The organism is Kaustia mangrovi (assembly GCF_015482775.1).
Classification (GTDB): domain Bacteria; phylum Pseudomonadota; class Alphaproteobacteria; order Rhizobiales; family Im1; genus Kaustia; species Kaustia mangrovi.
This window is the reverse complement of the sequence record NZ_CP058214.1, coordinates 4,557,860-4,570,119: the sequence shown is the minus strand read 5'-3', so window position 1 is coordinate 4,570,119 and position 12,260 is coordinate 4,557,860. Positions and strand designations below refer to the sequence as shown.

17 protein-coding genes and 1 pseudogene are annotated in these 12,260 nt (G+C 63.7%); 11 read left to right on the top strand and 7 right to left on the bottom strand.

The features are described from left to right. Positions 1-650 precede the first annotated feature (650 nt). The 3 genes from HW532_RS21640 (at position 651) to HW532_RS21630 (ending at position 3,283) form a co-directional block, all read left to right on the top strand. A complete protein-coding gene (locus tag HW532_RS21640) occupies positions 651-965 on the top strand; it encodes a helix-turn-helix transcriptional regulator (RefSeq protein ID WP_213162435.1) in 315 nt (104 codons plus the stop codon). A 510-nt stretch (positions 966-1,475) separates the two neighbouring features. Beyond that, a complete protein-coding gene (locus HW532_RS21635) occupies positions 1,476-2,165 on the top strand; it encodes an outer membrane protein (RefSeq protein WP_213162434.1) in 690 nt (229 codons plus the stop codon). A 404-nt stretch (positions 2,166-2,569) separates the two neighbouring features. Then, positions 2,570-3,283 carry an outer membrane protein gene (locus HW532_RS21630; protein ID WP_213162433.1) on the top strand — a complete coding sequence of 238 codons (714 nt, stop codon included), beginning with the start codon at positions 2,570-2,572 and terminating at the stop codon, positions 3,281-3,283. A 44-nt stretch (positions 3,284-3,327) separates the two neighbouring features. Here HW532_RS21630 and HW532_RS21625 read toward each other — a convergent pair whose 3' ends face one another. Both HW532_RS21625 and HW532_RS21620 read right to left on the bottom strand, forming a co-directional pair. Further along, on the bottom strand, positions 3,328-4,404 hold the full coding sequence (locus tag HW532_RS21625) for an FUSC family protein (protein ID WP_213162432.1): 1,077 nt from the start codon (positions 4,402-4,404) through the stop codon (positions 3,328-3,330). A 196-nt stretch (positions 4,405-4,600) separates the two neighbouring features. Further along, positions 4,601-5,302: a hypothetical protein gene (locus tag HW532_RS21620; RefSeq protein WP_213162431.1), complete on the bottom strand. Its 702-nt coding sequence runs from the start codon at positions 5,300-5,302 to the stop codon at positions 4,601-4,603. A 656-nt stretch (positions 5,303-5,958) separates the two neighbouring features. Here HW532_RS21620 and HW532_RS21615 point away from each other — a divergent pair. The 4 genes and pseudogenes from HW532_RS21615 to HW532_RS21605 all read left to right on the top strand — a co-directional run bounded on the left by HW532_RS21615 (position 5,959) and on the right by HW532_RS21605 (position 7,078). Then, entirely contained in the window at positions 5,959-6,234 is a 276-nt protein-coding gene (locus HW532_RS21615) for a type II toxin-antitoxin system RelE/ParE family toxin (RefSeq protein ID WP_213162430.1), read from the top strand. 11 nt (positions 6,235-6,245) lie between these two features. Next, the gene (locus tag HW532_RS21610; protein ID WP_213162429.1) at positions 6,246-6,563 is read left to right on the top strand and encodes a HigA family addiction module antitoxin; all 318 of its coding nucleotides are present in this window, start codon (positions 6,246-6,248) and stop codon (positions 6,561-6,563) included. Positions 6,564-6,653: 90 nt separating this feature from the next. Beyond that, positions 6,654-6,770: pseudogene (locus tag HW532_RS22605) on the top strand (BrnT family toxin); the annotation flags it as partial. Beyond that, positions 6,770-7,078, top strand: coding sequence for a BrnA antitoxin family protein (locus tag HW532_RS21605; RefSeq protein WP_213162428.1), 309 nt, complete (start codon positions 6,770-6,772; stop codon positions 7,076-7,078). The pseudogene HW532_RS22605 and the gene HW532_RS21605, both read left to right, overlap by 1 nt. A gap of 6 nt (positions 7,079-7,084) precedes the next feature. Here HW532_RS21605 and HW532_RS21600 read toward each other — a convergent pair whose 3' ends face one another. Both HW532_RS21600 and HW532_RS21595 read right to left on the bottom strand, forming a co-directional pair. Further along, positions 7,085-7,273 carry a hypothetical protein gene (locus tag HW532_RS21600; RefSeq protein WP_213162427.1) on the bottom strand — a complete coding sequence of 63 codons (189 nt, stop codon included), beginning with the start codon at positions 7,271-7,273 and terminating at the stop codon, positions 7,085-7,087. A gap of 53 nt (positions 7,274-7,326) precedes the next feature. Continuing rightward, complete coding sequence (locus HW532_RS21595) at positions 7,327-7,584, bottom strand: hypothetical protein (protein WP_213162426.1); 258 nt, start codon at positions 7,582-7,584, stop codon at positions 7,327-7,329. 593 nt (positions 7,585-8,177) lie between these two features. Here HW532_RS21595 and HW532_RS21590 point away from each other — a divergent pair. The 4 genes from HW532_RS21590 to HW532_RS21575 all read left to right on the top strand — a co-directional run bounded on the left by HW532_RS21590 (position 8,178) and on the right by HW532_RS21575 (position 10,018). After that, the gene (locus tag HW532_RS21590; protein ID WP_213162425.1) at positions 8,178-8,390 is read left to right on the top strand and encodes an AbrB/MazE/SpoVT family DNA-binding domain-containing protein; all 213 of its coding nucleotides are present in this window, start codon (positions 8,178-8,180) and stop codon (positions 8,388-8,390) included. Next, entirely contained in the window at positions 8,390-8,770 is a 381-nt protein-coding gene (locus HW532_RS21585) for a type II toxin-antitoxin system VapC family toxin (RefSeq protein ID WP_213162424.1), read from the top strand. Before HW532_RS21590 ends, HW532_RS21585 begins: the two co-directional genes overlap by 1 nt. 169 nt (positions 8,771-8,939) lie before the next feature. Next, positions 8,940-9,329, top strand: coding sequence for an MbcA/ParS/Xre antitoxin family protein (locus tag HW532_RS21580; protein ID WP_213162423.1), 390 nt, complete (start codon positions 8,940-8,942; stop codon positions 9,327-9,329). Then, complete coding sequence (locus HW532_RS21575; protein WP_213162422.1) at positions 9,326-10,018, top strand: RES family NAD+ phosphorylase; 693 nt, start codon at positions 9,326-9,328, stop codon at positions 10,016-10,018. The genes HW532_RS21580 and HW532_RS21575 overlap by 4 nt, the downstream gene beginning before the upstream one ends. Before the next feature lie 85 nt (positions 10,019-10,103). Here HW532_RS21575 and HW532_RS21570 read toward each other — a convergent pair whose 3' ends face one another. From HW532_RS21570 to HW532_RS22295, 3 genes are all read right to left on the bottom strand, one after another. After that, positions 10,104-10,613, bottom strand: a complete 510-nt coding sequence (locus tag HW532_RS21570) for a hypothetical protein (RefSeq protein ID WP_213162421.1) — start codon at positions 10,611-10,613, stop codon at positions 10,104-10,106. A 117-nt stretch (positions 10,614-10,730) separates the two neighbouring features. Next, positions 10,731-11,345, bottom strand: a complete 615-nt coding sequence (locus HW532_RS21565; RefSeq protein ID WP_213162420.1) for a hypothetical protein — start codon at positions 11,343-11,345, stop codon at positions 10,731-10,733. A 5-nt stretch (positions 11,346-11,350) separates the two neighbouring features. Next, the gene (locus HW532_RS22295; protein ID WP_246479346.1) at positions 11,351-11,944 is read right to left on the bottom strand and encodes a hypothetical protein; all 594 of its coding nucleotides are present in this window, start codon (positions 11,942-11,944) and stop codon (positions 11,351-11,353) included. Positions 11,945-12,260 lie beyond the last annotated feature (316 nt).

The following is a 12,260-nucleotide window of genomic DNA, read 5'->3' as shown; positions in this document are numbered from 1 at the left end:
TGTTCCAGGCGGCGAAACGCCCCGCCGCCTCGACAGATGGAAGGCCATCGGGCAACCGGTGGCCTTTTCTGTCGCTTGCCTCGGCCATGGTATCTCTGGCCGAAGACTTCCCGACGTCGGGGCCGTCGAACGATGGCGGGTAGGCTCCGGGGACTTTTCGGCAATCTCTCAATATGCCGCGGACCGCTCTGCCCAGCCGCCACATTTCCGACTGATTTACTCTGGTATTATGCGGCGTTGTGTGTGTGATGGATTCGCCCCCCAAGGTTATATCCTCCGCACACGGAGGGCGGCGGCGCCCCCCAGGCAGGAATTACTCCCCTATGCCGCCGCCCTCCTATATTGCCTCCCGGCGCCGGATTGGCGGCTGGGTTTATTCCTCCCTTTCCCACGCGCCCAGATCGACCTCCGGTGCTCATGCCTGCTCCTCTTTTTCGCAGGGCAGAAGCCACTTTCCACATCTTCAGCTTGCGGACGATCACCAACCCGGTCTTCAATGAAGGGTGGAAGCAGCCGTCGCCCGCTCGGGCGCCGGCGTCCCAAGCAATCAGTCCTACGGGGAGGACCGCGCCGTGCACAGACTGCAGTTCATCCACACAGATATCGGCTAAGGCTTCGTCGTCCTGCCCGTGCGCGAATACAAGAACCTCTTGGCCCGCGCCGGCGACGAGGACGCGGAGGACGCCATGGTCGATCTCATCCTCGCGGAGACCGAGGCTGCCGATACCAATGGCGAGGGCGAGGACCTGCCTGAAGAGGTCTGGGCGGAGATCGAGGCCGGAAACAACCCCGTCCGCGTGCTGCGCACCCATCGCGGGTTCTCGCGGGCCGCACTGTCCAAGGCCTGCGGCCTCACACCCGAACAGATCGAGGCGATAGAGGCCGGCCCCCGTCTGTGCGCGCTGGCAAGGCTGAAAGCGATCGCCCGCGTCCTCGGCGTCCCCGTCGACGTTCTGGCGGACTGACGGGCCTCATCGGGCTCGCCTCCGAGCGGAGAGCGTTTACCGAAGAAATCGAGGTGCTGGCTTCGCCATTCGACTGTCTTCCAAGGAAGCCCCCGCAAGCATTTCAGGCAAGGACTGCAGGGCCGACAAACGCCTCGACAGCTTGGGACGCGACCAGCGAAGACCGGCCAAAGCACGGGAAATCAATGGGTGGGGAATGGCGGAGAGGACGCCCGCTCATCATTTTAAGAAATTTCCATAGCCAATTGAAAATACATATTTTCGTGCAACAAAAATTGCACAAATTATTGGATAAATTGTTGCACCGAAACGGATTCGAACGCCCCCTCACCCAAGCCACCACTGACCTGGCATCGGCGATCAGGGTCGACAGCCTCTGTGGCAGGATTGCCACGCACACTGACTTTCTTGGTCTATATGGTTCGTTTTTCGCAGCAAGATAGTTTCTATTTCAGTCTGAAAGCATAGTCTGTTCCCCTGAAGATCGAGAGAGGACCGAGGGGAAATCACATGAGGAAACTGCTTCTGACGGGCGCCGCGGCAGCGGCGATTGGAATGTTCGCAGCGGCAACCGCTCAGGCCGCCGACCTGTATGTTCCGCCGCCGCCTCCGCCAGCCCCGGTCTGGTCCTGGACCGGGCCCTATGCCGGCCTCCATGTCGGCGCGGTCGATGGCGATATCGACGACAATCTCAGCGAATTCGAGATCGTGGGTGATTCCATGGACCCGAACGGGATCATGGGCGGCATCCAGGCGGGCTATAACTTCCAGTTCGACAGCATCGTGCTCGGCATCGAGGGCGATCTCAGCCTCGGCGATGTCGACGACACGATCTATCCTGGCTTTGACCGCATGGAAGCGCAGATCGACTGGATGGCCACGATCCGCGGGCGGCTCGGCTGGGCATGGGACCGCACACTGTTCTATGCGACAGGCGGCATCGCCTTTACGGATCTCGAGATCAAGCTGGATCTCGGCGGTCCCAGCGACAAGGACAAGAACTCCTATCTGGGCTGGACTGTCGGCGGCGGCGTGGAACACGCTGTAACCGACAATATCAGCCTGAAGGCGGAATATCTCTATGCCGACTTCGGCAAGGAAAATTTCGACTTCAGCTTCGGAGGCGGAGAATTCGAACCCAACGGCCACGCCAAGCTCAAGACCCACACGTTCCGCGTGGGCGTGAACTACCTGTTCTGAGCGGCTGGCGCCGCCGGCCGCTTCGGCAGACGAAAGGCCATCGGGCAACCGGTGGCCTTTTCCGTTCTCGCTATCCCCGCCGCATCGCCCGCACAGCCACCGACCCCGCATCCGCGATCAGGATCGCCGGCACCAGCACGAGAACTCAGTGCCAGTCGGAAAGAAGCCGAAAGACCATAGTCAGCGCGCGGTGCGCGGATAGAGACAAGGCAGGCCGAGTCAGCCAGACGCCAACTCATTACTACACGCTCAAATGTGGCAAAAGCGCCACAGGAACAGAAAACCCAAATTGCAGGCCCGCGCCGTTGGTTGGTCTCAAGCTGCGCATGAATTAGCGTCGGGCCCGCAATCTCGATGTTGAGTCAAAGATTCGTCCGCGGGGGGGATTCATGAAAGTCGCTTTGATGACCGGCACGGCCGCCATGGCCGTTGCGATTGGCAGCTACGCCGCGCCACACGCGCACGCAGCCGACCTTCCAGTCTACACGCCGCCGCCGCCGGTGCCGGTATGGTCGTGGACAGGCCCCTATGCCGGCCTCCATGTCGGCACGGTCGACGGAGACCTCGACGGCGACATGGAGCTTACGGGAACGAGCGTTTCATCCTCGGCCAACATGGATCCCAACGGGATCATGGGCGGTCTCCAGGTCGGCTACAACTATCAGTTCGACAGCGTCGTGGTGGGCCTTGAGGGCGATATCGGTTTCGGCGATGTCGACGATGTGATCTATCCTGACAGTCTTGTGCCGCGGATCGAATCCCGGATCGATTGGATGGCCACGATAAGAGGGCGGCTCGGCTGGGCTTGGGACCGCACGCTGTTCTATGTAACGGGCGGTGTCGCTTTCGCGGATGTCAAGATCAAGTCCGAGTTCTCCTTCAGCGCTTTCGATGATAGCGATTCCGATCGGGAGACGCTGGTCGGCTGGACTGTCGGCGGCGGTGTCGAACATGCACTGACCGACAACATCAGCCTCAAGGCGGAGTATCTCTATGCCGATCTCGGCAAGAAGACCTTTAGGTACTCGCCCACTATTTTCGGGAGCGCCGAGGACTGGAACTCGGATATGGACCTCAAGACCCATACCTTTCGCGTCGGCGTGAACTGGCTGTTCTAGGCATTGCCCCTGCCACGCGACGGAATGGCGCCGGAGCGAGCGCGCTATCGACCCGGCCGGCCTTGCCGGCCGAGCCACATGGCAAGAACGCTCGCGCCAATCGCCAGGCCGGCGCCGATCAGCGTCTCCAGCATGCGGTCCTCGACGAGACTGCCGAGCTGATCCAGCGAGCCCGCCACGATATCGAGGACGGCGAGCACGAAGATCGTGTTTGCGACTGTGGACAGGGCGTAGTTCCTGGCGTTCGCGAGCGGCAGCAGAACGGTGGAGAGCACGAGGGCGCACCACAGGCCAGCCGGCAGCGGCAGGGTCACATGCACCAGAAGCATGACGACGATCCCGCCGAAGCTCCCGATCACGCGCTGCGCGGCCTTGATCGCATTGGCGTGCAGATGGGGCTGCATGACGAACGTAACGGTCAGTGTGGCCCAGTACGGCCGCGTCAGATCGAGTTCCACGCCCAGCCACAATGCGACGGCCGAGGCCGCACCGTAGCACAGACCATATCGCCAGCCCGGGCGCCGCAGCGACGAGAACAGGTCGTGCCACTGCTCGCCATAGGCCGGCATACCGCCTTCGTGCCGGATGAGCCGCCCGACGCTCACCGCCACGACGAAAGCGGCCACGGCGCCAATGGCGAAGTCCTCCATGAAGAACGTCGAGGCCGTGGCCAGGGAACTTCCCATTGCGAGGAGCACGATCGCGTAGCGCACCACAAGCTCGAACTTCGGGGCCGTACCGGCCATGCTGCCGGCCAGCGTGGCGACCACGAACAGGACCGCGAGGCGGGCCGATGCCGCCCCCAGCTGCGCGCTGAACCATACGGTGACGACAAGCACCGCCATCGCACCCAGTGCGAACAACAGCCGGTATCGGGGCGGACTGTGCAGATCGATGTAAAAGAAGTAGAGCGTCGCGATGACTGCGGATGCCGCCGCCGAGGTGCCCTGCACTGCATATGCGGCAAGTCCCGCGAGCAAGGCGCTCGCGCTGAAGCGGACCATTTCCCCCCAAGGAACGGGATCGGCGCTGACGGCCAGGATCTCCTGCAGCGCGCCGGCGGTCTGTACGAGGCGGGCGACACCGACACGCCGGTTGCGCCTATCGCTATCGTCGCTCATGACGCTTTCGGTGTGGGTGACGGGCCTTTTTGCGATTCAGATCCGGAGACCGGACTCCGGCACGGGTTTCGGATTCCGGCTTGTCGTCGCGCCTGCCACCGTAGAACGTGGCCTGCGGCCGGGGCAATACCCGCGCCCGCTCCGCATCGCGCCGAGCCCAGGGCGCCATCCCGTTGACGGAAGCGGCAATGGCCGGTCAGGCTGCCGAATAGACGGTCTTGCGCGGCAGCGACAGGAGCCCGCCGGCATATACGGGGGCCTGCGTGACGTGCCCGATCTCACGTGACAGATCACGGTCGACGAACAGCCTGTGGCCAGCCGCGCGAAGCTTCAGGAAGAAGTAGGTGTCCTCACCGACTTGCTGAGACGAGCCTTCCGTCGGATTGTCATGGCTGAACCAGGGGCGGTCGATCGTCTCGAGAAGGCCGACACGCATCAGGCAGACCGCAAGCCCGGTGGAGCCCGCCTCGACGATACCGTGCCCATCGAACGAAAGGCGGGCATTGCCATCCAGTGTGACAGCCGTCGGGCCGACCTTGCCATCGCGTGGCACGGTGCGTATCGGATAGTTCGTGGAGACCAGATCCTTGCCATGTGCCAGGAGGCGGTGCAGCGTGTCCGCCGGAAAGATCATGTCGCTGTCGAGCCAGAGCGCCCAGTCGGCGCCGTTTTGAAGCGCGAATTCGGCGAGCGTCGCCCGGCTCTGCGGCAAAACAGACGTGCGGACATTGTGAACGCTCGCCTCGATACGCTCGCCGCCCGATGTCGGCGTGCGCTCCACATGGCGCAACAGTCCTGCCAGCGCCAGCCCGAAATCGGCCACCCAGTGATCGAGCGAGGGGATCAGGATCGCCACGCGGACGGGCTCCTTCTCAGTGGTCGTGGAGGTCTGGATCATGGTCCCTCGTTTCAGCTTTGGGCACAGCGCAACTGCATGCTCCCATAGCAGAGACCGCCACCACCGTGCCAGTGCTCGAAAGGCACCGGCCCGGATGTATCGCCCTTGCGTGGCAGTGGACAGACTCACTGACCATAACCTCCTACGTACGTTGAACCGATACTAACGTGCCCCCTTCCTGAGCCTTGTATTGGCTTCGTCCAGCTCGGCATCGCGTCGAGCGAGCGTGTCAGACGCGCGTCCATTCCCTCGTGCAACGGCGAAGATGGCTCGAAGCGCACCCATCAGCACGACCTCCATACCCCATGGGTGAGCCGGCCATGCCGGTGCCCTACATGATGGACGGACGACCTGAAGGTCGGCTTCTCCAGCGAGCCATCCAGGTCCAGGACGGTGCCATCGTTGGCTTGAAACCCTTGCCGACGTGGAGCGGTCCGACCACGCCGCAGCCCCACGGACAGCAATACCAGAAGGCCTGATCGCCGCCGTGTCGGCCGGCTCGAGCACGCGGAGAAACTGCTCGTGATAGCCGGCGATCAGCGCCGCCCGGTGAACACCCCCTCCACCATCCCCACAATCGTGATCTTCGCCCCGAAGGCGGCATATTTGTAAGCCACCACCTGACAATCAATCCGTAAGGCACCACTTTACAAAACATGATCAAGTCGTTCAGAAACAAGGCGCTCGCGCAACTCTGGTCGAAGGGCCGCGCGGCAAAGATCGGCGCGCGCATGCACAAGCGCATCCTGCGGCGGCTGGATCAGCTGGATGTCGCGAACGAACCCAACGACATGAACCTGCCAAGCTTCGACTTCCATGCCCTGCAGGGCGAACCGAGGCGCTACACAGTGCACGTCAACGGACCGTGGTGCATCACCTTCGAATTCGAGGACGGCGACACCTGCCGCATCGATTTCGAGCAATACCGCTGAGGAGACAGATCGTGACCGAATACAGAGCCATCCGCGACCCGAACCGGCAGCCGGCCCATCCCGGCGAAGTGCTGCGCGAAGACGTGCTGCCTGCCCTTGGCAAGAGCAAGACGGAGATTGCCGCATTGCTCGGCATCTCGCGCCAGACGCTCTATGACATCATGGCCGAGCGCCAGCCCGTTACGCCGGCCATGGCCGTCCGTCTGGCAAAGCTTCTGGGCGGATCGCCCGGTGTCTGGGTCCGCATGCAGGCGGCGCACGACATCTGGATTGCCGAGCGCGAGGTCGATGTCAGCAGCATCCCGACCCTGACGGACAACGCGGCCTGACCGCCCTCACTTCGGCAGCATGCCGAGCACCGTCGCCACCTTCGCCGCCAGCGCGCCCGCGCCGGCGGAGATGCTGGAGAGCACGGCCAGGCCGTCGGCGAGCTGGACGGACGGATCGTCGTGGCGGTGATCTTCAAGCCGCTGGGCAGCGAGGCGGTCTCCGTGATCTCCATGCGCCCCGCAAGCCGAAAGGAAAGGAAGCTCTGATGGCTGGCAAGTATTCGTCGAAGCGGGCCCTGACCGACAAGGAAGAGGCCGAAATCCAGAAGATGATCGCGTCCGACCCGGACAATCCGGAAATCACGGACAAGCAGATCGCCAAGGGCAAATCGTTCGCGGAAGCGCTGCCCGAGCTTGCCAAGAGCGCCAGGCGCAAGCGCGGTCGGCCGCCCGTCGAGACCCCCCGGAAGCAGATCTCGATCCGCCTGGATCCCGACGTGATCGAGAAGTTCAAGGCGACCGGCCCCGGCTGGCAGACACGCATCAACGAGGTGCTCAAGAAGGCGAAGGTCTGACCGCCCTCACTTCGGCAGCATGCCGAGCACCGTCGCTATCTTGGCCGCGAGCGCGCCCGCGCCGGCGGAGATGCTGGAGAGCACGGCCAGCGTCTTCCAGCCGCCGCGCGCCTCCAGAATGGCGTCGCGGATGGCGCGCAGATCCTGGCTTGATCTCCTTGGCGTCGCGCTCCACCGCCACCATGCGCGCCCCAAGGGCGGCGAGCTCGCGCGGTCTGTGGATCCTGATCGGCCATATGCGCGCGCCCTTAGACGGTCAGGTCGATAACAATCGCGACGCCTGCGGGCACCGCCCATTCGAGATTTTTGTCGAGCGACCACCGCCAGAAGCGCCACGCGTTGAAGACGGAGTAATCCCCCGTCTTGCCCTGCTCCTGATCCCACTCGCGCACGAAGAAGATGGCCACGACAAACAGCACCGCCGGCGCGTACCACGACAAGACCGTCAGCCCGGCCGCCGCCGCCGCATGGGCGAGGATGTCCAGACCGGTGGATTTGAGGTCCATGGCGTCACACCTCACTCGGCAGCGGCGCCGGCTCGCCATCGAGCCCGACCGATATCCAGTCATAGACCTCGTCGTAACCGTCGCCCAGGCCGCCGAAGCCGACCCGGCCGGCGCCGGGTATGTTGCTGTCCGTCGTCGTGATCCGCCAGCCGCCCGGCTCGGCCGATCCCTTCTCCCAGTATTTTCCCCGGAGAGTGTTGCCGATGGCCTAGAAGCGGAGCCAGTATCGCGTGTTGGACGAAAACGAAATGCCGCTGCCCTGAGTTGTTAGGTCGATCTCGACCGCCGAGAAGGCGCTCGATCCTGAGCGACTCGTTCTGCCGCACCTCAAGATGGTAGCCGTTCTCCGACCCGCTCAACCCCGTTCCGCGCAGGATAATCCCGGCCCCCGCCCGGTCCCGGAAAATTCGGCGACCACAGTCCGATCAGGACATCGACGTCGACCGGGGTATCTGCGGCCTCATCGAACGACACAAAGACGTGTTCCGCGCTGGTGGTGTCTCAATTTGAAGTTCGGCTGTCAGTCGGCAGCCTCTTGATCCACCCCTCACAGTGTCTTACGTTTTGCAAATCGATCAACAAAGAGTAAAATTATGCCGGAAACCGCAACCCTCTCCTCGAAGTTCCAGATATCGATCCCCAAGGCGATCCGGACCGCCCAGCATTGGGAAGCGGGTCTGACCTTCGCCTTTATCCCGAAGGGAACGGGCGTGCTGCTCGTTCCCGTGCCGAAGCGGGAAGAGTTGAAGGGGCTGGCGAAGGGCGCTTCGGCCACGGACTATCGCGACCGGTCGGACCGCGTCTGATGGTGCTCGTCGATACCTCGGCCTGGATCGAATGGTTGATCGGGTCTGCGACCGGAGAACAGGTAGCCGAGCATCTCCCCGAGCAAGCCGACTGGCTCGTCCCGACCATGGTGCAGCTGGAGCTCGCAAAATGGCTCACCCGCGAAGTCGGGGAGGACAAGACCGATCAGGCAATCGCCTTTACGCAGGTCTGTACCGTAGTCCCGCTCGACACGGAGATCGCTCTGGCAGCCGCCGAAGCCTGCCGGACACACAGATTGGCAACGGCCGATGCGATCATCTTCGCAACCGCACGGACGCACGACGCCACACTCCTGACCTGCGACAAGCATTTCGAGAACCTTCCCGCCGTCACCCTCATTGAGAAGACACGGCGTTAACTTCCCGCTCGGAATGCGCCGCCATCACATCTGCGATGCGTGAGTAGAAACGACTGCGCCACGGGGAATAGCCCAGCCAGCCCCTACCCAGCCACCCCGAGACAGGACCACGTGATCTTGATAACCGGTCCATATGATCCTATCTTGTGAGTCCCTTGGAGGACACACGATGGAAAACGCCGTCAGAGAACGCCCCACGCCCGATGTGCAGGCGGTCGCGCTGAAAGCCTTCGGCAGGATCGCCGAGGCGTGGTCGCTGACCGGCCGGGAGGCGGCCGCGCTTGCCGACATGTCCGAATCCACGTGGAAGCGCGCCAAGAAGCCCGGCTTCGGCGGCGAGCTCACGCATGACCAGATGCTGCGGCTCAGCGCCCTCGTGGGCCTCTACAAGTCGCTCGAGCTCTATTTCGATCCGCCGATTGCGCGCCAATGGGTCAAGCTGCCCAACCGCGGCCCCGAGTTCGACGGCCAGCGGCCTGTCGATGCCATGATCGAGGGCGGCCTGCCGAAGATCCTGCGCGTGCGCACCTATGTCGATGCAGTGCGGGGCGGCGCGTGAGGATCGCAGGGCTGAACGACAGGGGACTAATCCGCCTGATCCCGGAAACGCGCCACAAGCCGCCGGTGCTCCGCGGCCTCGTCGACACAGACGACGAGGCCGAGATCCTCGCGGGGCTCGAAGGCAGGACCAGCGCGCGGCTGATCGCGGAACGCGACGGTAGCCCGGCGCTCGACAGGCGCGAGCTGGTATTCGCCCGGCGGTCGCACGACCTGAAAGTCTACGGGCAAACCCATATCAACGCGGCCTTCACATACACGCGCCCGGGCGGCAACCGCTTCAACAGCGGGGACAGGGGCGCGTGGTATTGCAGCTACGACGTCCTGACCTCCGCCGAGGAGGTCGGCTTCCACAGAACGCGGGAGCTCGGCTATATCGGCATCTACGAGGACGAGGCCCGCTACGTCGAGCTCCTGGCCGACTTCATCGGCGACTTCCCGGACCTCCACGACAATCCCGGGCATCCCGCGCTAACCCCCGATCCGGACATCGGCTACCCCGAAGGCCAGGCCCTCGCGGCCGCGCTTCGCCGGGAGGGTCACCGCGGGCTGCTCTACCCGTCGGTACGGCACGAAGGCGGGCACTGCTTTGTCGCCTTCGACCCGGGCATCGTCCAGAACGTCCGCCCCGGCGCCAGCTGGAAGCTCATCTGGCGCGGCACGCCCGACTATTCCATCGAAGGGTTGTGAGCACGACCGTTTGCAAACCTACTCCCGGCCTCTGCCTCCCGTTCGGTGACCCAGCATAGCCGGAGTGCTCCGATATTGTAAGAAATTATTGATTGTATATCGCCTCGATTTCTTCAATCCCAAAATCAATAACTTTTTCCGCTCGACCTCCATCAGCAAGAGTAACTGACATATCAATTGTATATTTGATCCCTTCAGCGTGGAAAAGTTCGTGCAGTTTCGTCGCCTTCTCTTTGCAAATCGATCCAATTTTCACAAAATACCCATCAATAAAATCGATCTCGAAGACCAACTCCTGAAACACTTTGTCTGACACCTCCGCACCATATTTGGTAACAACAGCTCGCGGTTCGCAAATTCTAAAATTCCCTGGCACAAATTGCCTCAGTGAAGAGCACGCCAGTGCGCGCTCATAAGCCTTAGTTTCGGATACAAAAACTTTACAAACATGCTCCTTATCGTCTTGGGCACGAAATACTTTTCGGACGCGCCTCGCTATTCTGTCCAGAAATATAAGGCCGTAAGCCCCCTCATCGAAATAAACAAAATCTGTACCGCGCAGCTTCAAACCACATTCTTGGTTTTCGGATTTCATGCATCAGGCCCCATTCCAACCCCAGAGATCCAATTGTATCATTGTTGCGATATTTTGGGCATAACGACGGTCATTCTGGACTCTGCAACCCCATCTGTGTCGACCGAGTTCTCAAGCTCACACCCCCGGCCTCTGCCACCCCTCTTCCCGCCACACCAGTCCGCTTGCCGGCCGCCCGTTCGGTGTCCCGGCATAGCCGAAGTGCTCCGCGGCGTCCTGCAGGGCGGCCCTGAACAGGTAGCCGACGTTCTTGCGCAGTGCGTCGGAGCAGGCGCCGTTCGCCCGGCCTGCCCGGTCCGTCTCCTCGCCGATGGCGACGGACGTGACCGTCTCGCCATAGCCGGCGATGCGCACGAGCAGCTCGGTCATCCGCCTGCCGAGGTCCAGCCTCAGCGCCAGCATCCGCCGCCCCGCGTCGATCCGCCGGTCGGCGAACTCCGTGCGCTGCCCGCCGCCGCGCGCCCCGTCCAGCACGATGGCGCGCACAGCATCCAGCCCCAGCGCCTCCACCAGCTCGCGCACCCGGCGCCCGGCCTCCCGCTCCGCCTGGCCGATCTTGCCCTTGTGGTACAGGTGCTCGATCGGGTCGTGGCGCGCATTGCGGGTCACGCGCTCCCTCCGCCCCGGGAAATACGGGTCCTCCACCTCGTCGCTCACCAGCTCCCGGCGGCCATCGTATCCCGGCCCCGCCAGCGTCACCGCCCTCTTCGCCTTCGCTCTCGCCCTGCCCATCGCCGTCACCCGGTCCCGTTCGCCAATCCGTCCTGCCACTCGCTCGCCGCCGAAGCCTCCGGCCCATAGCCCGGCGGCCATCGGGACGGCACCCACACCCAGCCGCTGTCCCGGCGCGGCACCTCCACGCCGCAGGCGCCGAACCAGTGCGCCCACGCCTCGAAGGCCTCCCCGTCCCACGGGATCTGCACCGCCGCCGCGACCTCCTCCGCCGAGGGCACCTCCCCGGCCCCCACGCCGACGACCGTGCCGCCCCGGGCAAGCTGCACCATCAGCCTCAGCCGCCGCGCCTCCGCGTCCGATGGCGAGCGGGCAGCCCCCGCCCGGCGCACGGCCACAAGCCACCACTCCCGGCTGAAAGGCGTCAAGCCCCGCCTCTCCCCGGCCGCCTTCGCCGGTCCCGAGGCCCCTGCCCGCCCCAGCCGCCGCCAGCGCTTCTGGCGCAGATAGGTCGCCCCGGCGCAAATCCGTCCCCGCCCGTTCTGCCGGGCATCCTCGAGGAAGGCGGAGACATGGTCCAGCGCCGCCTTGCGCTCGTCCCCGCTCAGGGCGCCCCATGCCTCGTCGACGCGCTCGCTGTCGTCCTGCGCACTCGTCACCCAGGCGTCCCGGAAGTCCTCGACGGACCGCCCGTCGCTCGAGAGCGGGTTATCCACAGCCCCGGCGGGCGCGCCCGTTCGCGCGCGCTCTCTCTCCTTTGGTTCCTTTAGTGGTTCCCTTAAGGGTTCTGACGTGCACCTCGTGCACGTGGTTTTGACGTGAGGTGCACGTGGCTGTGACGTGAGGTGCACGTGGTCACCACATGCACGAGGTGCATCTGGTGGCGAGTTATCCACAGGCTCCGCGGCCTCCTCCCCGTCCGGCTCGAACCGGCCTTCCACGGCAAGATAATACCGCGTCAAACCCAGCTTCCCG